Consider the following 26,693-nt stretch of genomic DNA (forward strand, 5'->3'; position numbering starts at 1 on the left):
TCTTTTTCGGTTTTTACCTTTCGCTAAACAACACTAATGACCTTGCGTTTTGTAACACTTCCATTAAAGTTCATTTTACGGCGTTCTGTAAATTTTACAATACCTTTTTTTATTGCAAACAAGGTAAAATCACGCCCCTGCTTAACACCCTCCCCGGCGAGGACACGTGATCCTGTTTGGCGATAAAGAATACTGCCCGGACGCGCTTCTTGTCCGTCCGAAAGCTTTACGCCGCGATATTTAGGCTGTGAGTCCCGGAGGTTATTTGTAGATCCACCCGATTTTGTATGTGCCATGGTTTATTGATACTATATACGGATATAAGATATATATGACTGAAATGATACCAAATATAGGACGTAAGGTCAAGGAATTTGTAAGCAAAAAAGAAGGTGATATAATTCTCTTTTTAAGTGTCTTTTTAGGTATAATGCTCATTGCTGGCCTATTTTATATATACGGCGCGCAGGGGGAAAAATACCCCATACGCATGAGGGAAGTTTCCAGGGCAGTGGAGGAGGAGTCGGCTCTGAGGGCATATATTGCCGCAGAAGGTCTTTCGGGGCTTATAGCGGCAAGTAGTAAGGGTACACGTTATTATTACCCCTGGTGTGGGGGAGTTTCTCGCCTTTCCGAGAAAAATAAGATCTGGTTTGATACGCCGGAGGAAGCGGAAAAAGCCGGATATACTATAGCCTCTGGTTGCTCCGGACTTTAAGTAAGAATTTCCTGTTTGACGCATTTCTGCGTTGCGACGGGAAAATCCTCAACGACGTATACTCTTACATTTTCCCTTCGCGTCTTGAACTGCATTCAAACAGAAAAATTCTCTTATGTGGTCCAAGCTAGCTTTGATATAAGTAGAAAAATCACTGTAAAATAAGGTTTTTTTTGGAGTTTTACGAAGATCCCAGGGATTACTATTGACATTTAAATATAAATATGTTAGAATACAGCCATCATTAAAAAAGGGGAGAGAAACCAATAATGAAAAGCGATGTTGGAGAACCTCTCCTAAGAGTATGTGAAAGCATGTTCGTAATGAGAAGACTGCGCAAGCAGTAATCTTTATGAGGTTTTCCAACATCGCTTTTTGTATAGTTCTCGAAAGAATGATGGAGAGAGAATAACGAGTAAGGGTATTAATATATTATACGACCCTGATACTCACTATCTTCATCATTTTCTCTGGAATTAATCTGGGGAAATGTTCTTTAACCTCGCGGAACGATGAAAAAATTCCGCTTAACAAAAAACTAGCGTAGAAGCGCTGGCAGGAGGTGTTAAATGACACAAAAAGCTATTCAATGGAATGGATGGTTCGTGTATACTATCTCGGGGTTGGCTCGTGGAGATGCGAGCATTGCCGGAGACATGATATCCGGAGCGGATATTATGAATGTTCTTGAAGTGTTAGACGCCGCGAGGTTTTCGAGAACCTCGCGACGGGGATGGAAAACGATGGACCATCCCGATCTCGGGATGCTCCAGTGGAAGTCCGGTGTGGACTTCCGCACAACTGGTTGGTTTTTGTTTGTAAAAGTCAATGGTACATTGATTCTGAAGGCCTGGCCGGAGGCCGGGCACCAAAAGAAAACACCCATATTATGGGTGACGGGAACCAGTAGGGAGATTTCGAATAAACTTGGATACTTGGAAAAGTAAAAAGTTTGTTCGAAAAAGAACTGGGGAAGCGTAAAAACCTTCCCCCTACAACTGAATTCATTTCCGAAGGGAGGTGGGTTCCGAGTAGGTGATGAGTTACAGGTTACGCGCTACAAGAAAAATGATCGGACAACAATTACTGCAGTATATTTTGATATATTCCCATATTCTTTTCTAATCTTCACGAGGTTAAACCTCGTGAAAGGAAAGATGAGGACTATAAATAATATACAAACATAGGGACATCATCTTATCCGGATAATTTTTTTAAAAACGTCGTTAGAGGGCTGTGAGTTTATGAGAGTTATGCGTTCAGATTCTCTCTCCTCGCATAATTCGTTCATATTGTTGGGGAAATGATATGACATGAGCTCGCAGCCCTTTGTCGGCTAAGAGAATAAAACAAAAATCGGAAGCAAGACTTCCGATTTTTGTTTTACCTACTATCTACCGCATATCACGTGTTACTATCTAATCATGAATGCATTACTTCCTGTTGTGGCGGCTATCTTGCAATCGGTATCGTTTACGCTCGATAAAAAGATTTTATCTATGCGCCGGGTGGGGTTTCGTATGTATACGGGTGTTAGTATGCCGCTTATATTCGGTATAACGAGTATTATTTTTCTACTATTCCGGCCCCCCATTACATCGGAGTTATTTTCGGGATACTTGCCGTTGTTTCTTATTATCTCGGTTGTTGGCACTGCTATTACCAATATATTCTTTTATCGAGCACTTGATGGTGATTCGCTTGGAGAAATAGAAACGATAAGCCTTATAAATGCGATACCGGTATTAATTGTTTCAAGTATTCTTTTTGTCGATGAGCGTAATTTCTCTATTCTTATACCGGCATTAGTGGCGTCTAGCGCTGTGATTTGGGCGCATTGGCAACGGCATCATTTTCGTATGGTACGCGGTACCTGGTTGTTTTTTTTGTGGTATTTTATCTATGCGCCGGTGAGTGCAATACTTTCAAAAGAGCTTCTTTCAGTTTGGAATCCCATTGCTCTTGAATTGGTGCGGTCCGGTGTCTTAGCTCTTATATTTACTATACTTTTTTGGCAACAAGTAAGGCGTGTGCCGCGGAATGTTTTTTTGTTTCTTTTAGCCACAAATACATTAACGTCGATTAGTTGGATATTATATTATTATGGATATCAGCGTCTTGGCGTGGTATATACGGTTTTATTATTTTCCTTACAGCCACTGTTGGTATATGCGGCATCTATACTGTATCTCAAGGAAAAACCGCATCGCAAAAAAAGTATTGCGTTCGGTATCGTTCTTGTTTCCATTGCATACGCACAATTTTTGGCAAGGTAGGGGAATGCTACGTCTCCTCGACTTCTCCTTCCTCCATTTCCTCTACTTTTGTGCTTATAGTAAGCACATCAAAACGCTTGACGAGTTCTTTGGTATCTTCTATATCATGTTTCATTTGGGGAGGTAGTTCCTTCACTATTTTTTTAAGAACTTTTTCATCAGGGGAGAGAAGGAGTTCCCATATATCCATACGCCCCGCGGCTGTTAGAATTTCTTTTACTTTATCAAAATTGTAGGTAAACCTCTCCTGTAATTTTTTAGCCACAATACCTTCCGCGCCAAATACACGCGTAACGCCTTCTTTTTCCATATATGTTTTTATATGTGTCTGTAGCTCGGCAATACGTTTGGTTGTTCTTGTACTTTGTTTTTTAAGGGCAAAAAATTCCGTGAGTATTTCTTCAATGGGTGGTTCTATGACAGCCTTTTTCGTATAGAGGAATTTCCACGCCGGACATATGGCTTTATATCCACACCAATCACAGAGAGGTGTCGGTTGGGCAGGGAAGGCGTCCTCTTTTATGCTCGTTTCTATGGCGCGAATGGTTTCTAAAACAGTTTCTTTAATATGATCCAGATCCTCTTTTTTGCGTGTTGTTGTCAGTTTTTCATTGTGCTTTACATACTGCAAGCTAAGACGGATATTATCAGGATTAATATGCGGCCAGCGGCGTGTAAGACCAAGATAATAAAGGGAAAGCTGTAAATCATCGTTAAGTGATTCTTGGGACTTCATTTTACGCGCCGTTTTGTAGTCTATAATTTCATAGGTGTCGTCCGTTGGTTTATCGATGCGATCCATGATACCGGCAAGTGTATGTGTTTCGTTTGTTTTTGGATCTTCAATACTAACCTCGAAGCGGGATTCCAGGTCGGCTACATTAAAATTCCATGGAGGATTTTTTTCATAGAAGCGCTTTAAAATGTGTTCGCCTTGATCCAGGTATGCCTTTCGTTCGGCATCGGTAATATTTAATTTATCTGCGTTTTGCCAAGCGGTACGAAAATGGTTAATAACTTCGTCCAGTGTAGGGAAGAGCGGATCTTTTGAGAACATATAATGAAGGCCGCTATGCACCAATGTTCCAAAAACAGCTTCTTTGGATTTTGGCTCCCTTACTCTTTCTATGTTTTGGAATTTATAACGTTGAGGGCATTGCTTGAAGGTTTCCAGTGCGGAATAGGATGTACGCATTTGACTTAAAATTATATTATGGTATAAAAATAAAAAAGAGGGGATTTATACATGACTATTGTAGCATGTTCACGGCATATGTCCGGCAAGAAAGATCAAATAACATGGAAAGGGTACGCATTCTTATGGAGTGCGTCAATGGGCCTTGCAGTGTTAAGCATAGCTGTTTTAGTGATATATTTTGAAACAGATATGATCCAAAAGGATTTGAAAATCTTTTTGGGGATCACGTTGTTATCAATTTTTTGCATGATTTGTCATGCTCTTTGGAAGGAGGCGTCATACAATGCTTACTGGAGGAATGGCACTTAAGCCGGTATCAATAGAAGAGGTGGTTGTTGGAATTGGTCTCTTTACGGTAATAATATGGGTGGGGCTTAAGTGTCCCACTCCGAAAAAATTTTGGAATACTCTTTGGGGTATTGGGTAATCGATAGATATATATATCTATCGATTTTTATTACTTTACTTTATGAAAAGGAAAGAATATATATGTCGCACAATAACTCTTTTGCGACATATATATTCTTTTATATAATATGGTTTCCTTAGCGTATAAATTCATGCCTGTCATCTATTGATTGGTTATTTTAATTCACCTTCTGTTCCAATAAATATAATGTCCTATAACTCTATTTATTTTTTTATATTCCTTGCGTACCCCTATTATATAATTCTCGCTTTAAAAAATTGCCCACATAAGCTACTACTCCCCTACACATGCTATCCGATACATTGACAAATTAAATTTAGTAGTTATTATATAATTTTTAAAAATGCTATCCATCACTTGAAGTGCTTGTTGCTGTTTGATTGCTATGTTCCTTTAAATTACCGAGAGTATTTTTTATAAGATTCCAAAATGTAGTTGCGTATTCTTTTCCATAAGAATTCCAAAAAATATTGATTCCATTGCTCACAAATTTAAAATTTTCTTGAAGCGTTTTATCGTTAAATACAGATGTTAAACTTACACCGAGCAAGCTTATGATAACGAGTAATAAAATTATGATTATAATTGATTGAATAAATCCCTTGTTCATAAAAATAAATTATGGATAGACAAGTTTTATAAATAAGCGAGAGGATTCAGGTAGCCGCCGTATGGGAGATATTGGCACTTGCTCCCGGGAACTTTGGATGCGCGAAATTGAACGGTGCTGGAATCGTATACCGTAAAATGTAAATGTGGTCCGGTGGCGTATCCTGTGGCGCCCGAGTAGCCAATAAGATCTCCCCGAGCTACTTGTTGTCCTTTGGATGTTTTTATGAGAGACAAATGAGCGTAGAGCGTTGATAGTCCGTTTGAATGCTCAATAAGTACCCATTTACCATATGAAAGACATCCCCGGAATGCATCCGTATCGCCGACATCAAGCACGATACCTCTTTCAGCCGCAAAGAGCGGCGTTCCGGTCGGTACGCCTATATCTATGCCATTATGGGGATGTCCATTATAAAGAATGGCAGAATCCGGCGTGTTGCCGAATCCTTGGGTAAGTTTGGGAGGGTCTTTAACAGGCCAAGCAAGAACCCCTTCATGTGCTGTCGGTAATAAATTGCGGTCAATACGTTTACGCAGTTCATCTTCAATGCTTTGGATTTCATCAAGCATAGCCTGTCGCTGTTGTTCACGTTCCGCAACAAGATTTTCGTATTCTTTTTGTTTACTGCGCGTTTCCGTAAGGAGGGAGTCTTTTTTGTTTTTTGTACTTTGTTCGATAACTTTTCTGTCATCAAGCTCGCTACTAAGTGATGTGAGGTCTATTTTCCGTCTATGTTCTTCCGCTTCTTTATCTTCCAGATCGCTCTTGAACGTGCGTAAGTTGCCAAGATGTTTTTGGATGGATTCTTCCACATTCTGAATATCCTCCATGGTACCAAAAAAATCAGAAATTTGTTCAGTACTAAGCAGTATTTCTACAAGAGAATCGCTGTCGTATTCATGTACGGTTTGCAGTATTTCAGCAAGAGCGCGTTTTCCAGAATCAATTTCCTGTTCTTTTGTTTGAATAGCATCTCCCAAAGATTCAAGTTCAAGTTCGGTTGCCGCAATACGATTTTCCGTGAGGCGAATATCAGTATTTAACTTACCAATTTCGGCATTAACTCGATCAATTTGTCCTTGTAGTGTTTTTGCTTCTTCATGTGTTTTGGTAAGGGTTTGTTGATAGGCGGCAATTTCGGCTTCAAGTTTTTCTATTGTATTATTGCGTTCCGCGATGCGTGCACGCAGATCTTCTTCTGTTTCTGCACGAGAATAGAGAGGCATGAAAAACATGCCGGATATGGAGATGAGAAGCCCTGTTATAAGAAATACATATTTCATTGCATATGATCTAATTTTTTCTGGATAAGCATCTGCGCATACTCTATTCGTTGCATTGTTATTTTTTTGCCTATGACACTCATTATCTCAAATGGTCCGGGAGATGCTTTTCTGCCGGAAAGCGCCACGCGGAGAGGCCATAGCGTTTCGCCGATTCCACGATTTTTAGCAAGCGGCATTATAATGGTTTCCAGATGCTCTTTTGAAAATACGGTATCATCTAACGGGTGTAGTATCTCCATTACAGCAGAAAGATTTTCCGTGAGAGAATGTACATCTTGTTGTCCTTTCCAAGGAAGAAGATCAAAATCATATTCTGGATTGTTAAAAAAGAAAGAAACACTTTCGGTAGTAATATCTGAAAGAGTTTTAAGTCGGGATTGTTCTATGGCAACAATATGGGCAGTGTAAGATAAATCGTTTGTAGGAATCATATTTTTTTTCAGAAAGGGCAGAATACGGTCCATGAGATCATTCAAAGAAAGTGCGCGTATATATTCCTCATTTATCCATGTGAGCTTATCCTGATTAAAAATAGCGCCACTTTTTTGGACATGTTCAAGCGAGAATTCTTTTATTAGTTCATCCATTGAGAATAATTCTTTATCATTTCCCGGACTCCATCCCAGGAGTGCCATGAAGTTTATAAGTGCTTCTGATAGGAAGCCCATCTCCTTATAGGAGGCGAGAGATGTTTCGCCATGGCGCTTTGAAAGCTTGGAACGATCGGTTCCTAATATAAGTGGCAGATGAGCGTAAAGGGGTATTTTAGCGGCAAGAGCGTGGAAAAGAAGGATTTGGCGCGGGGTGTTTGGTATATGATCCTCTCCACGGATAACGTGAGTAATATTCATATCGACATCATCTACGACATTTGCCAGGTTAAACAAGGGTGTTTTTACATTTTTTGCAATGGAAAAATCGCCCAGATGAGCCGCGTTTACGGTAACGGTTCCGCGGATACTGTCATCAAACGAAACATTTCCTTCGGTATCGTTGCGAAAACGAATAATACCTTCCGAACGATTTTCATCACGATGACTACATCGATGATGCGGTGCTTTTTTATCCTGCATTTGTGCATGTTTCTCGGCATCCAATTCTTCTTTTGTGTGCGCACAATAAAACGCTTTTCCCTCTGTTAGAAGATTTATTATATGTTTTTCATAAAGATCGGTGCGTTCTGATTGGCGGTATAACTCATCCCATGTAATACCAAGCCATGCAAGGTTTGAGATGAGATCTTCTTCATAACGTTTTTCGGAACGTTCTTTGTCGGTATCTTCAATGCGAAGCACAAATATCCCCTTATTTTTACGGGTGAAAAGATAGTTAAACAGTGCGGTACGTGCCGTACCGACATGAAACCACCCCGTGGGGCTGGGGGCCATGCGTGTTCGTATCATATGCCTTTCAGTATATCGTAAATACGTATGTTATTCTATATCCCCATGCAGGCCCAAGGCAATTATTTCATGAGCTATTTTTTCAGCAGCGTCAAGACGTGCGAATCTCTGAGCTCCCGCACGCATTTTACTTCGCAATGCTTCGTCTTCGAGAAGATGAATAATCTGACTGGTAAGAACGGTGGGTGTTATATTTGATTCTTCCATAACCTCTCCTCCCCCTACGCGTGCGTATGCATAAGCATTTTTTCGTTGATGATCACTTGCCGCATGTGGAAGCGGAATTAAAATACTGGGAATACCCCAAGCGGCAAGTTCATAAAGAGCCGTTGCGCCTGCACGCGAAACAATCACCGAAGCAATATGAGAGGCATTACGCAATTGATCTTCATCAAGAAATGCAAATGGATGATATCGTTTTTTATGAGTAGAGTTTTCAAGAATAACGGATGCATTTTTTAGTACATCGCTATAATTATCCTGTCCGCATTGGTGAATAATTTGCATGCGTCCTATAAGGCGCTCAATTGCTTGAAGAAGGATGTCATTTATGGGTGCTGCTCCCTGCGACCCTCCTAAAACGAGAAGGGTTGGCACGTGGGTTTCTAGCTGAAATAAAGTACGCGCCTCTTCCTCGTTCCCCCCGATAACACGGCTCCGAATGGGAATGCCTGTCATAGCAGTCTTCTCTTCCGGGAAATGGATGGCAGTTTCAGGGAATGATATGGCGATACGTCGGGCGAACGTTGCTGACCATATGTTTACTTTCCCGGGAACGGTATCTGATTCATGTATGAGTATGGGAATGCCATAAAATCGAGCGGCAAATAAAATGGGAAACGCCACATAACCACCTTTGCTAAAAATGACATCAGGAAATTCTTTATAGACAACCCAAAAAGCATATATAACGGAAAAAAATGTTTTTATGGCATCCCCTATATTTTTTAATGAAAAGTATCTTCGAATTTTTCCGGACGAGAAATGTCGAAATGTAATCTGTTCAAATTGAAGAATCTCTTCGTCTACGGGTTCATCTGAAATAAGAAGTAGCTCGAGTGATACAAGTTTTTCATCCTCCGCAATACGCCGAAGTTCTCGCGCTACCGCAATGAGGGGCGTGAAGTGCCCTCCGGACCCCGATCCAAGAAGTGCTATTTTCATCGTGTGTATTTAGATATGTTCATAAGAATACCAACACTTGCCAGGTTCATAATAAGAGCGGATGAACCGAAACTAATAAATGTGAGCGGAAGTCCGGTGAGTGGAAGGAGTCCTGTTATGGCGCCTATATTGGTAAACGCTTGTACGATAATAAGGAGTGTTATACCGGCCGCAAGCGTGTGACTAAATCCGTCAGGTGCCCGTGCAGAAATACGCATGCCACGCCAGAAAAAAATAAGGAACATGGCAGTAAGGATGACACTGCCGATAAAGCCAAATTCTTCTCCAAATATTGCAAAAATGGAATCGCCGGCAGGTTCAGGAACATAATTAAATTTTTGCCGCGACATACCAAACCCGCGTCCGAATATACCTCCGGATCCAATAGCGATGAGTCCCTGATGCAGTTGATAGCCAATTCCTTGCGTATCTTCTTTCGGATGCAAAAAAACAGCCAGTCGATCACGTCGATAAGGTTGAAAATAGATAATAAGTCCAAGAACTGCCACGCCTAGAAGTAATAGTAAGGCAATTTGAGACATTCTGCCACCGCCAATAAAAAATAGCAGTATGGATGTAATGACAAGAATACCAAGAGTGCCAATGTCGGGCTGTAAGACGAAAAAAACAGAAACAATACCAAGCATTACAAGAAACGGGAGGAATCCCATGGAAAAGCTGGCAATGTCTTTCTTTTTTGTTTCTATCCAGGCCGCCAGGTATATGATAAAGGCGAGTTTCGTAATTTCAGCAGGTTGAATTGTTATGGGACCCACTTTTATCCATCTACTGGCCCCCTTTAGTTCAAGGCCAATGTTTGGAATAAATACAAGAATCATCATGAAAAGAGCACCGATAAGAAGAACGGGAGCAAGTTTTTTCCAGTACTGATAGCGAATTTTTGACCCTAAAATAAGAGCAACTACGCCAATACCGGCACCAATAGCCTGATTTGAAAGATAATAATACTCCTCTCCAAATCGACTGCTTCCCAAAATGGGAGAAGCTGATGCAATAATAAAGAGTCCCACTATAACAAAAAGTACTGTAGTACCGAGAAGAATATAGTCGGGTTGATGTTGATGTGTAGAACTCATGCGTTTTCGGCGCGAAGAACACTTCCCGCTCGTGCGTCAGTAAGGGCACCATTCTTTACAGCAATTACGCCATTTACAATAACGGTAGAAATACCCTCCGGATACATAAAAGGATTTTCATAAGATGCTTTGTCGCGAATAATCTCTGGATTTATAAGTGTTATATCGGCCGTTTTCCCCATTTCAATAGTGCCTTTGTCGGAAAACCCTAAAAGAGATGCCGGTGCTTTTGTCATTTTAAAAACGGCTTCCTCCCATGATATAAGATTCTTTTCACGGATATAGGTGCCTAAAAATTGTGCCGTGGCGCCAAATGATCGGGGATGTACTAAATCCCCTTTTATTTCAACGGGAGAATGAGCACTGAGACCGAAACTGTCGGTGGAAAAAACAACAAAAGGTTCCTTATAAAGAAGTTCCACATGTTCTTGATTAATGGTATCCCCGAAGATAGTAACGGAAAGATTATTCAGCTCGAGAATTTTTAATAATGTTTCTTCCGGTGACATCCCCCATCCTGTGCCAATATCGGCAATCGTGTTTCCTATAATTGGTTTTGTTTCGCGTACGGATGCTATTGTTATTTTATCATAATGAAGAGTAAGTTCTTTTATGCCTTGGAGAAGATTTTGTTTCTCCATAGGATTTTTTATGCGCTCGATTATTTGTTTTTTACCCCCTTCGCGCGCCCAGCTTGGCAAAAGAGCGTAGAGCAAAGATCCTGTTTTGGTATACGGAAACACATTTGCTGTTATGGGTACACCTTCTTCCCGTGCTGAGCGGATAAGATTTAATGCTTGGGTAAATGTTTCCCACGAATGCTTTCCTAGCGATTTTAAATGTACGATGTGGACGCGGGCATTTGATCCGCGTGCAATGCTAATGGCTTCATTGACGGCAGGAAGAAGATCTTTTCCTTCATCCCGGAGATGTATTGTGACCAGTCTTTTTTTATCTGCCGCCATTTGAGCAAGAGTAATCAATTCCTCGCGCGTTGCAGGTTGTCCATGACTAAATGCAAGTCCGAATGATATACCAAGAGCACCGTCATCAAGCGCCTCCGCAAAAAGCCGTTGCATGCTATGAAGTTCGGGCATGCTTGCCGAACGGGCTTTATCCCCCATAACGTCACGTCTCAGTGTTCCGTGACCTATAAGAGTTGCAAAATTTACACCAATGGGGTGCCGGGAAACTTCCTGTAAAAATTCTTCCGTTGAAAGCCAGTTGGTGTTTATGGTGGATATATCCACCCATTTTTGTACGCTTCCCAGTACTTCATTACCGCGAATGAGTGGTGTAAGTGAAGATCCGCATGAGCCGCCCACGATAGTGGTGATTCCTTGCCTTAGCATGCTTTCCAGAGATGGTTCCGAAAGGAGTGTCCAGTATGTATCGGAATGATTGGTAATATCAATAAAGCCCGGGCAGATAAAAAGATTTGAGGCATCAATTATTTGCGTTGCTTCTGTGTCGGTAATTGTGCCAAGTCCCATTATTTTTCCGTTATGTATGGCAACATCACCTTTATACGGAGATTTTTTCCCCGTACCATCTACAATGACTCCGTTTTTTATAAGAATGTCAACCATATGTGTAAGTAGTATATATAGCGAGTTGATTTTATCTCCCTATTAATGCAAGTGCCATACCAATAATAGCAAATATAACGCTCATTACCCAAAAGCGCATTGTTACTTTATGGGAGGGCCATCCTTTTGCTTCAAAGTGATGCTGAATGGGAGCTACCAGGAATACTTTCTTGCCGCGTATTTTGCGGGATGCAATTTGGATAATGTCCGATCCGGACGCTAGTACTAAGGGAAGTGCGATAATAGGTAATAAAAGAACGGAATCAGTGAAAAAGGCGATTACGGTCAGTGTGGTTGTAAGACCAACCATACCGGATTCCCCCATCCAGAAACGTGCCGGCGGGATATTGAACCATAGAAAGGCGAGGATAGCGCCAACGATAACACCGGCAAATGTTGCTACATCGAATTGATTTTGAAAAAATGCAATACCGCTATATGCGGCAAAGGCGGATGCAAGCACGCCGCCAGAAAGGCCGTCTATACCGTCTATAACACTGCCACTGAAGGTAGCAAGCATCGTCAGGACAAAAAACGGGATATACCAAATACCGATGAATATGTTTCCTATGCCCGGGAAATAGAGTGTCCGCCAGTCAAGTTTTGTGTAAAACCAAAATGCGCCCACGAGTGCGATGAGGGTTACAATGGTGATGCGTACCCAAAGGTCAATACCGCCCGTGAGACGATTTTTGCGGGAAGCCCAAATTTGAAGCATATCATCAGCAAGTCCGAGAAAAGATGCGGTGATAAGGGTAAATAAAAGAATCCATGTTTGAGAGCGACTTACAAAATTTAGTTTTTCAAAAAACGGAATGGCGGTATATGTTGAAAGAAGCCAGAATGTAAATGCAATAACAAAAACACTTCCCCAGATAAGAATTCCACCCACTCGCGGTGTATGTGTTTCGTTGTGTAGTGAGTTAAACACTATAGCTTCTTCTCCCGTAAGATCTCTTTTTCCACTTGATGCTTTCCAGAGCTTGTACATGTACATATAGCGGGTAAGAATGGGAGTAAGTGCTATGGCAAGAAAAAAAGAAAGACCGGAAAGACCGAGAACTTTAAATATGTTAAGAGTAAGATCATTTCCTGTTTCAATCATAGCGATGGGTGGTGGAATATTAAAACCCTTTTAATTCCGAAGCCAGTCGGCAAGCAATATTGTATCTTTAAACCTTCCTTCCCTGCTCGATCCTAAAATAACAATAATAACAGGATGTCCTAGTGGTATCTCCGCTAAGGACACAAGAGAACCATGCGTGGTGTCGGTAAATCCTGTTTTCCCTCCTGTAATACCCGGAATTTCTTGAGGTAGTGCATTTATGGAAGAAAGCGGGTAAAGATTACCTTCAAATGAATGAACGGTATAAGTTGCCTTGCGGGAAAATTCCCATAATGAAGGATACTGTTCCGCATATGTTACAAGAAGAGCGACGTCATAGGCGGTGGATATGTTGCTGACAATGCCGGCGTCCTCGTTAATATCGAGTCCCGTAGGATTTTGAAATATGGTGTGCATAAGGCCTATTTCATAGGCTTTTTCATTCATGAGGGATACAAATATGTTTTGACTTTCTTGAAATGATGATGCTCCCCGCAAAGTGCCGATATGTTCAGCAATGCTTGCGGCGGCATCGTTGCTTGATTCCATCATCATCATTGCGATAAGATCTTTTAAACGAAGATGGTCGCCGGGAAGAAGATTACCGGCAATGCCTTCCGTAGCGATGGCATCCGGACTTATAAAAATAAGTTCATCCGCACCTGCCTGTTCGAGGGCAACGATAGCTGTCATTATCTTGGTAAGACTTGCAATACCTATTGTTTGATTTTCATTTTTCCCAAAAATAGTTGTTTCCGAGAGAGGATCAAATACTAGTGCCGCCAGTGCTTCCACGGTTGGTGCGTCCGGCCGGACGGTCTCATGTTCTCTCAATATCTGTTCTTGTCCGAGAGATGTGTAGAGGGATGCCCGGGTGTGCGTGCGTAAAGTACTGCTCATACTGGGAATTATCGGTGTGAGGGCAAGGACGGCAATAGCCAATATAAGAGCTGTGTTTTGAGTGGGTGACATTTAGTTGCAAAAAATTAAATAATAATACAGCGATTTATGCTTGAGGCGCTATGGTGTGAGCCTCAAGTTCTTGTCTGTATGTTTCATATTCCGGCAAATCGGCAAAGGATGCAAGTCCCAAGAATTTCATAAAATCCACGGTGGGACGATAATGATATGTACGGACATCCTGTTTTATATGAATACGTTCTACAAGTCCCCGTGTGAGAAGATTACGAAGAGTAAAAGCCGAATTTACACCGCGGATATAGTCAATTTCCGGACGGCTAATGGGATGCCGGTATGCGATTATGGTAAGAGTTTCAAGCGCGGCTTTGGACATATCGCCCCATAATTCAGCTTTAATAAGCTCTTCTATGTAGGATGCGTAATGAGGAGCTGTTACCAGAGAAACATGGTTGTCTTTGGTAAGAATTCGCAGTCCGCGTATTTCAAGCATGCGTTCTAATTCTGTACATGCTTGTACCACCGTTGTTTCATCCTTTTTTGTAATGGCGGCGAGTTTTTTATGCGACACAGGGTCTCCTGAAACAAATAACAATGCTTCTATAATGCGCGCAAGTTCGCTAATATCCTGGTGACTGTGCATGAACACAGTATAGCATTTTGTCTAGGATTTATGCATAGTAATATCCCCAAAGCGTGCTTCTTGGTTTGCAAGCATGAGCCCTTGTTTTATAAGTTCCAGCATAGCAAGAAAGCTTATAATTATCTCCCCTTTTTCAACATTCCCTCGTACAAGTGAGGAAAAGGACATATGAATATTTTTTTGCATGCGTTTTTCCAGTTCTGCCATTCGTTCTTCTATGGAAATAATGACCTGAATGGTTTTTTCCGGAAGGAGTTCTTTTTGAGGTATTGCATCCATCATGGCGCGCATCATACGCATCATATCTTCTACGGTAAGTGATTCGGGAGGATAAAAAACTGTTGGCAGATCGGTAGGTAATGTTCGTGCATACATGTGTCTTCCTGCTTTTTTCAGATGCATAATATGGGAGGAAAGCTCGCGGAGACGCCGATAGACTTGAAGGCGATCTTCCAGTTCTTCAATATCCTGTTTTTCCTCCTTAGTGAGTTCCAAATGCGGTAAAAGGGATCGTGATTTAGCGAGCATAAGAGTGGCGGCAATAACCAAAAAGGACGCAACCTCTCCCGGACGAAATGACTCAAGATTTTTTACATATGCCATGTATTGATCGGCAATAACAGCAAGAGATACTTCATTGATTGAAAGTTTATTTTTATCAATGAGATCCAAGAGGAGTTCCAAAGGTCCTTCAAATGAGTCTGTTTGTATCCGATAATGCATATGCTTATTTTTTTTCTTCAATGATGCGAATTCCCAATTCGTTTAGTTGTTCTTCCGTGGCGGGGCTCGGTGCATTCATCATAAGGTCGCGTCCATCCCCTGTTTTAGGAAAAGCGATTACTTCACGTATATTCGGTTCATTTGTAAGGAGGGCAATGAGGCGATCCAATCCCCAGGCAATACCGCCATGTGGAGGTGCGCCATACGAAAGTGCCTCCATCATATGACCGAATTCCTTTTCAATATGATTTTTTTCGAAACCCATAATTTCAAATACTTTTTCCAAAAGTTCAGGCTTATGATTACGGATACTACCACCCGCAATTTCATAGCCATTGAGCGCAATATCATACTGTGACGTAATAATATCCCCGATATGTTCTTTGGCGTGAAGCCACTCTTCATGTTCGGGAATGGGACGCGAAAATGGATTATGCGTGAATGTCCATTCTCCTTTATCTGTTTTCTCAAAAAAGGGAAAATCAATTATCCAACAAAATGCGAGGAGATTCGGGTCTTCTTTATCTTTACGAAGATCGGGGCGATCTGAATTATATTTCTCTATTGCTTCTTTGTAGGTGAGGCGCGGAAAGGGCATTTCCTGAATAATTTTTTCCGGAGCGATTTTTTGCACCAGATGCGTTATTAAATCTTCATTAAGTTGCATAACATTTTCTCGTTCGGTAAATGCGAGTTCCATATCAAGCTGGGTAAATTCGGGTTGACGATCCCCTCTCGTATCTTCGTCACGCAAACAGCGCGCTATTTGAAAATAGCGTTCAAATCCAGCGGTCATTAAAAGCTGTTTATATTGTTGCGGACTTTGGGGAAGTGCATAAAATGTTCCCTGTTGGAGGCGGCTTGGAACCAGATAGTCACGTGCGCCTTCCGGCGTTGATTTTGTAAGAAGGGGTGTTTCTATTTCTAGAAAATCTCGCGCGCTTAGAAAGTCGCGTATAGTTTTTATAGCCTTACTGCGGAGAGCAAAATTTTTCTGCATACGCGCGCGTCGCAGATCAAGGTAGCGGTATTTCATGCGATGTTCTTCGCCAATGTCATACCCATCGCCGGCAATACTAAAGGGAGGCGTTTTGGCAGTGTTAAGGATCTCCACGCCCGTCACATCAAGTTCAAATTTTCCGGTGGGAAGATCTTCATTTACCATGTTATCCGGCCGTTTTTTTACGGTACCGGTTACGGAAATTACCCACTCGGAGCGTAGCGTGTCTGCAATGGCATATACACCTTTATTCCCGGCAAAAAAAACGATCTGTGCGATGTCAGATGTGTCGCGAAGGTCTATAAAAATAAGCTTTCCATGGTCGCGTCGCGTGTCCACCCATCCGGCAAGCGTTACTTCTTCGCCTTCTTTATTTACAATATCTTTAATATGTGTCCTGTTTTCCATGTCTCTAATCCTAGCAAATATACACTTAAAAACAATCTTTCCAGGCTATTTTTTGAGATTGTAAAAAGGAAAACCATTTTTATTGGAATTAATATATACCGGAAATACTTTCTTTGGTTTTTTATAGTTACATACCAGTGCCATATCATATATTTATTCTGAAACATGATGCGTGATTTTTCATGCCTGTGGTCTATTATTATCAACATGTATAAGAATATTTTGTGTATGAAAATGCTATTCTAAATGGAAGAATATAGATATGTAATTGGATTATAATATCGTTGTAAGTTTTTATGTTATGAAGGTTCTTATGTTTGGATGGGAGTTGCCGCCCCATAATAGCGGCGGTCTTGGCACTGCGTGCGCCGGCCTCGCACGTGCCCTTACCATGCGGGATATTGAGCTAACCTTTGTACTTCCAAGAAAAGTCCCTATAGATACCTTCGGTTATCGTATTATATTTGCGGCAGATCAGTTTGGACGGGATTCTTCATACATACCAGGTGCCTTGTCTCCCTACGCGACTACACCGGGCGGATGGGCTCATGGAATAAAAGGAACACGCCTTATACAAGGAGGCACGTTTATTAACGAAGTTGAGCGATATAAAATATTTGCAGGCGCGTATGCTACGCGTGTTTCATTTGACGTTATTCACGCTCACGACTGGCTGTCTATTCCCGCCGGCATTGAAGCGAAGCGTGTAAGTGGAAAACCGCTCGTTGTACATATACATGCTACCGAGTTCGATAGAACAGGAAATGGGAATATTAATCAGTATGTCTATGAAATAGAACGCATGGGTATTCAAGAAGCTGATCGTGTAATTGCGGTTTCTTGGTTTACGAAAAATATCCTCGTAAACCATTACGGTGCCGATCCGGATAAAATTATGGTGGTCCATAATGGTGTTGATGTCCCCTCTTCCGCCACAATAAGCTCATATCAGCATGTTTTGCAGGCGCACCGCGCGGCCGGCAAGAAAATAGTTTTGTATGTGGGGCGTCTTACGCTTCAAAAAGGACCTGATTATTTTCTTCGTGCCGCGAAAGATGTATTGGAGCGGGAGAAGAATGTTTTATTTGTTATGGTGGGATCCGGAGATATGGAACAGCAACTCATTGAGGAAGCGGCGCGATTTGCTATCTCTGATCGTTTTTTATTTACCGGTTTTTTAAGAGGAAACGAGTTGGGTAGTGTATTTACGGCAGCTGATTTATTTGTGATGCCGTCAGTTTCCGAACCATTTGGCATCGTGCCTCTTGAATCGCTTATTTATGGTGTGCCGGTGCTTATTTCAAAACAGTCGGGTATTTCCGAAGTATTGCGACATGCACTCAAGGTGGATTTTTGGGATAAAGACGATATGGTCAATAGCATAATTTCTGTTATACGACACCAATCCCTTCATGCCACATTATCCTCTTTGGGGAGACAGGAGGCATATGCGCAATCATGGGAACGCGCTGCCGAAAAATGTTTGCGTATATATGATAGTATTAAAGAACAGTCCATTACTACAGTATGAGTTCCGTTTGTTTTTATTTTCAGGTACACCAGCCGTTGCGCATAAAACCGTACCGTATTTTTGATATCGGTCATGACCATGACTATTTTAACGACAACAGCGATACAAATCTAAACAATAAAAAAATACTCCATAAGGTCGCGGAAAAGTGCTATATCCCCGCAAACGAAATGCTACTGTCGCTTTTGAAGCGTCATCCTGAATTTAAAGTAAGCTTTTCCATTAGCGGGATTGCACTTGAACAATTTGAACAATATGCTCCGCATGTTTTAGAATCATTCCAAAAATTAGTGGAAACAGGTCGTGTCGAGATTCTTTCCGAAACGTATTATCATTCATTGGCATCTCTTTCTTCTCCTAAGGAATTTGCGCGTCAAATACATCAGCATCGGCAGAAAGTTTACGATGTATTTAACTTGTGGCCGGATGTATTTCGTAACACAGAACTTGTATACAAAAATAGCATAGCCGAAGAGGTCGGAAAATTGGGCTTTAAAGGTATGCTTATGGAAGGTGCTGATCATATACTTGGATGGAGGAGTCCCAATTATGTTTACGCATCCCGCAGTGATAATTTTAGCATCAAGCTTCTTCTTAAAAATTATCGCTTGTCCGATGATATTGCGTTTCGATTCGGTGAGACATCCTGGCATGAATATCCCCTTACGGCCCCGAAATTTGCTCACTGGGTTAATGCGCATAACGGAAACGGTGATGTTATTAATCTTTTTATGGATTATGAAACATTCGGTGAGCATCAATGGAAAGAAACAGGTATTTTTAATTTTTTAAGCGCTTTGCCGGCGGAAATCTTAAAACATCCCGATAATTCATTTATTACCCCGAGTGAAGCTATAATGCATTACCCTTCAGTGAGCGAATTGGATGTGCCTCATCCGGTATCGTGGGCGGATATCGAACGAGATCTTTCCGCTTGGCTGTCCAATCCCATGCAGTATGATGCTATGAGAGCCATATACGCCATGGAGGAAGATGTTCTTCGTACAAAGAATCCTGTGCTCATTGCTGATTGGAGAAAATTGCAGACATCAGACCATTTTTATTATATGTGTACAAAATGGTTCGCAGATGGTGATGTGCATGCATATTTTAATCCGTATACGTCGCCTTATGAGGCGTTTATAGCTTATATGAATGTTATTGCCGATATGAATTTACGTGTGGAAAGTGCACCGAAATATATCACGTGGCCGGTCGTGATGAAGAAAATACAGGAATTTTTTAATAACTAATACAATAAACTTATGAAGACATTGGAAAAGAAAAAAGTGGTATCGAAAAAAAGAACAGTGAAAAAAACAAAAGGACATGTATGTGTTTCCGAAGCGCATGCAGAGCATTGTTTTTGGGTGCATAATGGACCAGTCATCAGTACTATTTCCGAACTGATTCAGTCGTTGCAAACCATGGCGGATGATCAATTTGATTACCATACGAAACGCGCCGGTAATGATTTTGCTCTGTGGGTTAAAGAAGTACTTGGTGATAATCAGTGTGCCGCTGTCATGAGTCGTGCACGCACGCGGGCGGGAATGCTTAAGGCATTATCGAGTCATCGCAATTCTTGTAATTAGACATCATGGCAAATTCTTTTGTATTGGGAAACGGGACTATCCTTTTATGTTTTGACGCACACGGTGCCGTTAATGATTTTTATTATCCCTATGTTGGTTCAGAGAATCATGTGGGTCATGGCAGAACGCATCGTATTGGTGTGTGGATAGACGGTGAGTTTTCGTGGATGAATGACGGTTCTTGGAACATTGAAGCCGGTTTTGAACGTGGTACGATGGCCTCCCGTATACGGGCTGTTAACGAAGGCCTTCAAATTGAAATTTCTTTTACGGACGTTGTGTATAATGAAAGCAATATATTCCTTCGGTGTGCTGTCGTTCGCAATAAAGACAAAAAAAGAAGGGAGATCAGAGTGTTTTTTAGTCAGCAGTTTTCCGTGGGCGGTACGGGTTTTGCAAATACGGTGTATGTCCATAAAGATAAAAAAACCGTTATTCATTATAAGGGGCGCAATGTATTTTTAGTATCCGGCATGCATGCGGGTACGTATTTTGATGATTATTCCGTGGGACTTGCCGAGGTGGAAGGAAAGGAAGGAACATGGAAAGATGCTGAAGATGGTATTCTCGCAAAGAATGCCATTGAGCACGGAACGGTAGATTCCACTATAGGCTTCACTCTTTCCATAGGGGCGGATAGTGAAGAAGATGTATATTATTGGGTTACCGTCGGTCATACATTAGGTGAAGCGACGAATCTTCATGAGGATGTTATAAAAAAGACCCCGGCGCATATACGAGAGAGCACTATAGACTACTGGCATGCATGGTTGTCTAAAAGATCATTCACCTTTCACGGACTTAGTAATAAGGCGGCGGATTTATTTAACACATCTCTTCTTGTTATACGGGCGCATAATGATAATCATGGCGGAATACTTGCATCCGGCGATTCGGTTATTTTGCAGTACGGTAGGGATACTTATGGGTATGTGTGGCCGCGCGACGGTGCTATTACGGCGGATGCCTTGGATAAGGCGGGTTATTTTCATATTGGTGAGCGATTTTATACGTTTTGCAACGATCTTCTTTCCGAAGACGGTTATATGCTTCATAAATATAATGCCGATCGATCGTTCGGAAGTTCTTGGCATCCATGGTTGCATGATGGAAAGCCTCAGCTGGCAATTCAGGAAGATGAGACTGCCCTTCCTTTAGCGTTATTATGGAATCATTATGAGCTTACGCGCGACTTGGAGTTTGTGGAGTTAATTTATAATTCGTTCATTGTGCGCGCGGGCCAGTTTCTTTTGGACTACAGGGATCCGAAAACACATCTTCCTCTGCCCAGCTATGATTTATGGGAAGAGCGGAACGGTATTCATTGTTTTACGGCAAGCTCTGTTTATGGTGCACTTGTTGCCGTTTCCCGATTTGCTCATTTACTTGGCAAAGAAAAGGATACGGTCAGATTTGAAAAAGCCGCCCAGTTGATGAAAGCGGCAGTTCTTAAATATTTTTATAATAAAAAAGAAGGATATTTTATTCGCTCCTTATGGTTCGAGGGTACTGATATGGTGGAGGATACCATTATAGATTCAAGTTCGGCTTATGGAATATTTCGCTTTGGACTTCTCCCCTCTCATGATAAGCGACTTGTATCGGCATTTGGATATACAAAAGAAAAATTGGGCGTTCCCTTGGGAGATCATTGGGGATTGGCACGGTATGAGGGAGATATGTATTATCGGGTACATAATAAGCAATATCCCGGTAATCCCTGGCTGGTTACCACGCTTTGGTATGTCGAATACAAAATTTCAATGGCAAAAACGGCAACGGATCTGGAAGAAATTCGTTCTATGCTAGAGTGGGTAGCAGATTATACGGGCGGCGGCGGTATGCTTCCCGAGCAAATCAATCCTTATACGGGCGATCCGTTGTCGGCACTGCCGCTTACCTGGAGTCATTCGGCATATGTGCTTGCCTGTATTGAGTATCTTAAGCGATTAAATGCACTTGGTCTCTGCATCACCTGCTACCCCATTCAAAACGATCTGTGATGTATGGGAATTACATAGATCCTGCTAAAAACGGACAACAAAAAATGTTGACACTATATTAGTTCTATAGTATTATATCTTTGAAGCAGTTCTTAAAAAAATATTCAAAAACTGAAAATATTTTTGAATATTGAAGAATAGGAGGATAGTATGGGCGTGCCGATTTCCGAGATGGATCCCATGTTTCTTTTAGCTTGTGTAGGAACAACCCTTTGGTTGATCGGCTATTGTTATTACGCTTTGCGTAACCGGAAAAAGCGAGGGATATAGGAGCAGTATAGACATATTGATTTTGGAGACGGATCCTGTTTTTTATAAGGTCAGTTTTAAACTGGCCTTTTTCTTTTTAAAAGCTTGAGTTTTCAACTTTTCCACCTACTTCCCCCTGAATCCATCTTCCCCTTAATTGTAATAAAAAAAGCCCGAGATGAAATAAATCATTAGGGACTTGGAAAGGGGTGGGGGTTCTTTATGTAAGACCCTGTATTGTCACGAATGGCCACGCGGCCAACGTTATTCCTGCATAGAAGTGCTTAGAAACTAACAATACGGGCATAGATAGAGCTTCCTAGGCGCAATGAAGGGTGGGGGAAGAATAAAACCCACCCCAGAGACTGGGACCTCGCCAAAGCACACGGCGAGTTGGAAAGGAGTCGCCTCCAACACCCGAAAGAATCTAAGAATCTTTTGAAAATCTTACGAACCCCCGTAGGCTGTATAGCGCTGTATAGCATTGAAAAAATACTTTTTCAAGAGTATGTATCCGTTCACCACATAGAAGTACATAATATAACACAATAGGTTGTATTCATTAGCTATATCTTTTTTGCAGAGCATACCTGACCATAAAAGTTGACAAAAAGTTTTAGGCTATTGTAAATTTTCTCGTGCATCTGATAAGTATTGAATGATTTCCTCTTGTCGCTCTAATAACTCCATCAACCGTTCTTCATGCCAAAGTATTACAACAGTTATTCTATCTTCATCGTTTGCTGCCATTATAACCGCATCAACGTCTTTATTCCTAATTTCTTTAACAGTTTCCTGCTTAATTTCAATATTCAGTTCTATTATATCTATAAGAGTATCTGTAAGTATTGAAAGATCTTTATAGTGCCGGTATATCAGCAAGTATTTATTTGGAATATTTGTTTTCCCCACACCATACATATCTGCAAGGACAGAAAGACTATAATCTGCCAAATCTTTATTGTTTTGAAGAATTTTTATTTTTTCTTCCAGATGAGGAGTAAGTTCATTTTGAATAACATCAATCATCTGTTTAGATATAGCAGGATCATCAATAATGTTTTAGGCACGGACATATGGCGGTTTAATTAATTGATAATCTTCCAAGAATTCGTTGGGCGTTTTTCCGTTTAAACCGCAATGTTCTAGGTTGTTGTAGTATATATTCCACCTTTTCAGTTTCTTTTGCAAATCGTGGAAGTTTTTGAATTTGTTCTGTTCGTAAAATTTCTCCTGATCTTCCCGATGGCTTCGTTCCACGGTGCCATTTTGAGCCGGTTTGCCTGGATCAATAAGGTAATGAACGATATTGTTTCCTCTGCAGAACAGGTCTAAGGCGTGAATCGTTTTTACCGTCATGTCGCTTCTTTTGTTCATGCTAGTGTAATAATTGGTGAAAATTGATCCATTGTCTGTTTTGATGGCGTGTATTTTATATTTAAATATTCGGATTACTTCTTCCAAAAAGAGAATCGAGTGAACATTCGTCTGTTCGTCGTACACCGAGAGATATCTCCACCGGGAAGCGGTATCAATGGCCGTATATTGGAAATATCTTTTGTTTTTAACGCGTCCTGGGACATACTTCACATCAATTTCCATCAATTCTCCAGGCTGTCTCTCTGCCCGGATATATTTGTATTTGATTTTCTTAATTCGATATTTTCGGACTAGGTTCTCTTTTTTCAAAATCTTTCCAACCGTGCGCTCATGAATGAATATGCCTTCTTTTTCCAACTGCCAATGAATCTTTAACGCACACTTTTTTGTTTTCTTTCTGACTTCAAGGATTCTTTCCTTGATCCAGAGCGGTGTTTCATCTTTTTGGGTCTTTGGTTCAGTTGATTTAGGTTCCAGTCCTGTTTCTCCTTTCGCTTTAAACACTGCCACCCAGCGTTCCAGACTACGTTTGCTATGCGGACATACCCTCGCCGCGTCTTTTAACTTAACTTCCTTGTTAATGACCGGTAGCACCCACCGTAACCTCTCTTCTTTGATTGTTTTAACCATATGTATGCTCATTCCTCCATTTTAGGAGAAACCGCCATATGTGTGTGCACATTACCATAATCGCTTGCCAACTTGCCGTAACTTGTTCCAGGTTCTCTTGTTCCAGGTTCTCAAGTTCTGTAAGTTCCTTATCAAAACGAACTGGATCTTCCCATGTAGTTTCTTCAGGGTCGTGAGTGAGAAACACGTCAATATTCAAACTAATTAAAGGGATAGTTATGGACCAAAGACCTTGGGTATTTTCATATGTTGGCGTTACAATTTTCGCTTCTCCAACTATACCGTAATCTTCTTCTATTATTTTCTCTATCGTATCAATAAGGTGCTCTTCATATTCTTCTTTTATTGCAATAATCGGCACCTCCTCTTCCGTAGATTGTACCCACCTCACTGCCTGCCGGTTTTTCTCGTATTACAGGTTTTTGGATATCAAAAATATTTTGTGTGGAAACAAAATAACCTCCTAGGGCAATAGCAAGTAATAATATAACTCCTAAAATAATTAACTTTTGATTTAGCATAAAATGCTATTTTATTTTTCTGACACCTATTTCTATTCCAAAATCTGACTCAAAAATTTATTAAAGAGAATCAATAACGGTATCCATAGTAGCTTTATTGGTGTTCAGTTGTTCAATATATTTTTGATGCCAACCAATCACGAGATCCATCTTATCCTCATCACTTGATCCCTTACGTGCCTCAATAGCATTTCCGCTCTCAACAGCACTTTTAACAGCATTCATCACAAGTAATTTTTGTTTGTATAATTCAATTATATCAATTGCTAATAAGCCATAGTTTTTAAAGTATTGAGCAGCTTCTAAATATTCACGAGGAACATTGCTGCCGTATTTACCGGTAATTTTCTGGTGTTGGCCTCCAGACCATACCCTTAATAAATCAAGTTCACTCATTCTGGATTCCATTTGAGCTACTGTATTATTATATGAGTTTGTATAATTATTGGTAGACATTTCATTACTTACTACTTCCTCCCATTTTACCAGATTTTCGTCATAATTTTTATCTTCAGCAATTTCAAATGCTGTTAATTCCTTATCAAATTGCACAAAATTCATCCAAAATGTTGAAGTAGGTGTTTCCATCAAAATGATATCTGAGTCTATGCTATTTAGCTGAGCTACGATTACTTGAAATACTCCGAACTCCGTTGTCGGTGTTGTTACTAATACCGTTGAGGGAATCTTTAAATCTGATTCAAAAAATTTTTCAACGGAAGATTCAGTATGAATTTTATATCCATCGAATCCCGGTTCACCCTTGAATATAGGGTTAGTGCTCGGAATTAATTCGTCTTCTACCAATAAAACAACATGAAAATTATCTATGTTAATAGGTGGTCTATCTTCAGCTACTTGTTCGGATGGGAAGTCCTGTTCTGAATCATTAATAATATTATTTCCTGGTAGTGGGTTCCCATTTATTTCTAAAATTTCCCCTACATCTTGTATGACATCAGTATTGTTATCTTTTGTAGTCACAATCCAAAAGACACTACCCATCACAATGAGTATTCCCATAATGACTATTTTGGGAATGTTTTTCATAAGAAAGAAGGTAGTAATTACCAGTATAGCAGTTAATAACGAAAAGAATTTTCAAGTACTCTCTCAACGACTGGGATTTTCCAGCCTGTCTCATAGGAGACTCGTCTGTACACTAGATTACTGGTGTTAATAATAGCTGCGCTGATTGCTACAATTAATCCGAGAGTTGATACAAATTTTAACCATCCTTTATCCTTTTTTAACGACGAGATAGACAAGATGTATAAAACTAATAATAGCGGAACCGTTAATACAATGAAGCCAATCGTCAGAGGGTATAAATCTGCTCTGAGTGAACTGTATATATCAGCAAAACTCAATATAATCAAAAAGAAAATTAATAAATGCCGAAAATTTATTTTAATCTTGCTGTTCTCACTCATGTGAATTATATGAGTTGCTAATTTTATCCCACACTTCTGTGCTCCGCCACATTGAATGTATATATCTAGGATCAAGTCCCGCCTGCCACGTCACATTCATATTCTCCGCACCGGGAAATGTTCGTCCAGCCGTTCCAAACTCATACAATCCAAGATAGCGCCCAACAGCTACTCCAATAGGACCAAAAACAGTGTTTCCTATCTGCTCGCTTAATGATGTTGCACCTCCACCAGATTTCTGAACTGGATCAAGCCAGCTGTATGCATTGATATGCTTGCCTATATTATTACGGCTTGGGTTATATCCTACTACCCGAACAGGAGTTGCAAGTGTTACTAATGTATTAATGCTTTTATTTATATTATTACTGGCATCAATTGCGATATTACCTCCGTGACTATGCCCGACAATGTTTAATTGCTCTCCCTCATTAAAGTCATGGTTATTTATCTGATTTGCTAAATCATTTGCGGCAGCTTCCCGTGCTCTTTTATTATTATTTCCTGACCAATCGAATATAATGGGAGGTTCACCAAACGTCTCTCCTACGTTTGATAGAAATTCGCTTGCCGCACCACCCTCCGACCAATCATCTTTATTGTAGTTTGTACCCGGAACAACTACGGTAAACAATCCTTCCGGATCAATAAAGTTGAGCGGATTGTTTCGGACGTAGGAATACGCATTCAACTGCTGGGGATCTTGGAGAAACTTCTGCGGGTTGTCGCGGGATGCCGGATCCACAGCCAGAAATCGCCCAAGGACTGGATGATAGTATC

28 protein-coding genes are annotated in these 26,693 nt (G+C 40.8%); 9 read left to right on the forward strand and 19 right to left on the reverse strand.

Annotated elements, in window-relative coordinates; genetic code table 11:
- Positions 1-23: 23 nt before the first annotated feature.
- Positions 24-296 (reverse strand): 50S ribosomal protein L27, encoded by a 273-nt coding sequence (locus COU90_04650; protein PJE64131.1) that lies wholly within the window; start codon positions 294-296, stop codon positions 24-26.
- Positions 297-340: 44 nt separating this feature from the next.
- Between COU90_04650 and COU90_04655 the strand changes: the two genes are divergently transcribed.
- From COU90_04655 to COU90_04665, 3 genes are all read left to right on the forward strand, one after another.
- A complete protein-coding gene (locus COU90_04655) occupies positions 341-718 on the forward strand; it encodes a hypothetical protein (protein PJE64132.1) in 378 nt (125 codons plus the stop codon).
- A gap of 569 nt (positions 719-1,287) precedes the next feature.
- Positions 1,288-1,665 carry a hypothetical protein gene (locus tag COU90_04660; GenBank protein ID PJE64133.1) on the forward strand — a complete coding sequence of 126 codons (378 nt, stop codon included), beginning with the start codon at positions 1,288-1,290 and terminating at the stop codon, positions 1,663-1,665.
- A 477-nt stretch (positions 1,666-2,142) separates the two neighbouring features.
- Complete coding sequence (locus COU90_04665) at positions 2,143-2,994, forward strand: hypothetical protein (protein PJE64134.1); 852 nt, start codon at positions 2,143-2,145, stop codon at positions 2,992-2,994.
- A gap of 7 nt (positions 2,995-3,001) precedes the next feature.
- Here the strand turns inward: COU90_04665 and COU90_04670 are convergent, their stop codons facing one another.
- Positions 3,002-4,189, reverse strand: coding sequence for a hypothetical protein (locus tag COU90_04670; protein PJE64135.1), 1,188 nt, complete (start codon positions 4,187-4,189; stop codon positions 3,002-3,004).
- A gap of 78 nt (positions 4,190-4,267) precedes the next feature.
- On the opposite strand from COU90_04670, the gene COU90_04675 reads away from it, so the two are divergent.
- Positions 4,268-4,501 (forward strand): hypothetical protein, encoded by a 234-nt coding sequence (locus COU90_04675; GenBank protein ID PJE64136.1) that lies wholly within the window; start codon positions 4,268-4,270, stop codon positions 4,499-4,501.
- Positions 4,502-4,968: 467 nt separating this feature from the next.
- Here COU90_04675 and COU90_04680 read toward each other — a convergent pair whose 3' ends face one another.
- The 11 genes from COU90_04680 to aspS are packed head-to-tail and all read right to left on the reverse strand — an operon-like array spanning position 4,969 to position 16,571.
- Entirely contained in the window at positions 4,969-5,232 is a 264-nt protein-coding gene (locus COU90_04680) for a hypothetical protein (protein ID PJE64137.1), read from the reverse strand.
- 26 nt (positions 5,233-5,258) lie between these two features.
- Entirely contained in the window at positions 5,259-6,518 is a 1,260-nt protein-coding gene (locus COU90_04685) for a hypothetical protein (GenBank protein PJE64138.1), read from the reverse strand.
- Positions 6,515-7,924, reverse strand: coding sequence for a glutamate--tRNA ligase (locus COU90_04690; protein PJE64139.1), 1,410 nt, complete (start codon positions 7,922-7,924; stop codon positions 6,515-6,517). Before COU90_04690 ends, COU90_04685 begins: the two co-directional genes overlap by 4 nt.
- A 30-nt stretch (positions 7,925-7,954) precedes the next feature.
- A complete protein-coding gene (locus COU90_04695) occupies positions 7,955-9,088 on the reverse strand; it encodes a hypothetical protein (protein PJE64140.1) in 1,134 nt (377 codons plus the stop codon).
- The gene (gene ftsW, locus COU90_04700) at positions 9,085-10,185 is read right to left on the reverse strand and encodes a putative lipid II flippase FtsW (protein ID PJE64141.1); all 1,101 of its coding nucleotides are present in this window, start codon (positions 10,183-10,185) and stop codon (positions 9,085-9,087) included. The genes COU90_04695 and ftsW overlap by 4 nt, the downstream gene beginning before the upstream one ends.
- The gene (locus COU90_04705; GenBank protein ID PJE64142.1) at positions 10,182-11,774 is read right to left on the reverse strand and encodes a hypothetical protein; all 1,593 of its coding nucleotides are present in this window, start codon (positions 11,772-11,774) and stop codon (positions 10,182-10,184) included. The genes ftsW and COU90_04705 overlap by 4 nt, the downstream gene beginning before the upstream one ends.
- A gap of 31 nt (positions 11,775-11,805) precedes the next feature.
- Positions 11,806-12,879 (reverse strand): hypothetical protein, encoded by a 1,074-nt coding sequence (locus tag COU90_04710; GenBank protein PJE64143.1) that lies wholly within the window; start codon positions 12,877-12,879, stop codon positions 11,806-11,808.
- A 30-nt stretch (positions 12,880-12,909) separates the two neighbouring features.
- Positions 12,910-13,851, reverse strand: coding sequence for a hypothetical protein (locus COU90_04715; GenBank protein PJE64144.1), 942 nt, complete (start codon positions 13,849-13,851; stop codon positions 12,910-12,912).
- A gap of 34 nt (positions 13,852-13,885) precedes the next feature.
- Positions 13,886-14,440: an SMC-Scp complex subunit ScpB gene (gene scpB / locus COU90_04720; protein PJE64145.1), complete on the reverse strand. Its 555-nt coding sequence runs from the start codon at positions 14,438-14,440 to the stop codon at positions 13,886-13,888.
- 21 nt (positions 14,441-14,461) lie between these two features.
- A complete protein-coding gene (locus COU90_04725) occupies positions 14,462-15,163 on the reverse strand; it encodes a hypothetical protein (GenBank protein ID PJE64146.1) in 702 nt (233 codons plus the stop codon).
- Between the two features lie 4 nt (positions 15,164-15,167).
- Positions 15,168-16,571 carry an aspartate--tRNA ligase gene (gene aspS / locus COU90_04730; protein PJE64147.1) on the reverse strand — a complete coding sequence of 468 codons (1,404 nt, stop codon included), beginning with the start codon at positions 16,569-16,571 and terminating at the stop codon, positions 15,168-15,170.
- Between the two features lie 301 nt (positions 16,572-16,872).
- Here aspS and COU90_04735 point away from each other — a divergent pair, with 301 nt between their 5' ends.
- Genes COU90_04735 through COU90_04750 form a run of 4 tightly spaced genes read left to right on the forward strand, consistent with a single transcriptional unit; the run spans position 16,873 to position 21,700 of the window.
- Positions 16,873-18,102: a 4-alpha-glucanotransferase gene (locus COU90_04735; GenBank protein PJE64148.1), complete on the forward strand. Its 1,230-nt coding sequence runs from the start codon at positions 16,873-16,875 to the stop codon at positions 18,100-18,102.
- Positions 18,099-19,355, forward strand: coding sequence for an alpha-amylase (locus COU90_04740; protein PJE64149.1), 1,257 nt, complete (start codon positions 18,099-18,101; stop codon positions 19,353-19,355). Before COU90_04735 ends, COU90_04740 begins: the two co-directional genes overlap by 4 nt.
- 12 nt (positions 19,356-19,367) lie before the next feature.
- On the forward strand, positions 19,368-19,697 hold the full coding sequence (locus COU90_04745; protein ID PJE64150.1) for a hypothetical protein: 330 nt from the start codon (positions 19,368-19,370) through the stop codon (positions 19,695-19,697).
- A gap of 5 nt (positions 19,698-19,702) precedes the next feature.
- Positions 19,703-21,700 (forward strand): glycoside hydrolase family 15, encoded by a 1,998-nt coding sequence (locus COU90_04750; GenBank protein ID PJE64151.1) that lies wholly within the window; start codon positions 19,703-19,705, stop codon positions 21,698-21,700.
- Between the two features lie 870 nt (positions 21,701-22,570).
- Here the strand turns inward: COU90_04750 and COU90_04755 are convergent.
- From COU90_04755 to COU90_04775, 5 genes are read right to left on the reverse strand one after another with little or no spacing between them, the layout of a single operon-like run.
- A complete protein-coding gene (locus COU90_04755; GenBank protein ID PJE64152.1) occupies positions 22,571-22,978 on the reverse strand; it encodes a hypothetical protein in 408 nt (135 codons plus the stop codon).
- 33 nt (positions 22,979-23,011) lie between these two features.
- Positions 23,012-23,971, reverse strand: a complete 960-nt coding sequence (locus COU90_04760) for a hypothetical protein (GenBank protein ID PJE64153.1) — start codon at positions 23,969-23,971, stop codon at positions 23,012-23,014.
- The gene (locus COU90_04765) at positions 23,952-24,320 is read right to left on the reverse strand and encodes a hypothetical protein (GenBank protein PJE64154.1); all 369 of its coding nucleotides are present in this window, start codon (positions 24,318-24,320) and stop codon (positions 23,952-23,954) included. The genes COU90_04760 and COU90_04765 overlap by 20 nt, the downstream gene beginning before the upstream one ends.
- Complete coding sequence (locus COU90_04770) at positions 24,289-24,480, reverse strand: hypothetical protein (GenBank protein ID PJE64155.1); 192 nt, start codon at positions 24,478-24,480, stop codon at positions 24,289-24,291. The genes COU90_04765 and COU90_04770 overlap by 32 nt, the downstream gene beginning before the upstream one ends.
- A gap of 60 nt (positions 24,481-24,540) precedes the next feature.
- Positions 24,541-25,530, reverse strand: coding sequence for a hypothetical protein (locus COU90_04775; protein PJE64156.1), 990 nt, complete (start codon positions 25,528-25,530; stop codon positions 24,541-24,543).
- A 123-nt stretch (positions 25,531-25,653) separates the two neighbouring features.
- Between COU90_04775 and COU90_04780 the strand changes: the two genes are divergently transcribed.
- Positions 25,654-25,917, forward strand: a complete 264-nt coding sequence (locus COU90_04780) for a hypothetical protein (GenBank protein PJE64157.1) — start codon at positions 25,654-25,656, stop codon at positions 25,915-25,917.
- Here COU90_04780 and COU90_04785 read toward each other — a convergent pair.
- A complete protein-coding gene (locus COU90_04785; GenBank protein PJE64158.1) occupies positions 25,906-26,658 on the reverse strand; it encodes a hypothetical protein in 753 nt (250 codons plus the stop codon). The genes COU90_04780 and COU90_04785 overlap by 12 nt on opposite strands.
- Positions 26,659-26,693 lie beyond the last annotated feature (35 nt).

The sequence above is a fragment of the Candidatus Ryanbacteria bacterium CG10_big_fil_rev_8_21_14_0_10_43_42 genome, from assembly GCA_002793915.1.
GTDB lineage: Bacteria > Patescibacteriota > Minisyncoccia > Ryanbacterales > 2-02-FULL-48-12 > 1-14-0-10-43-42.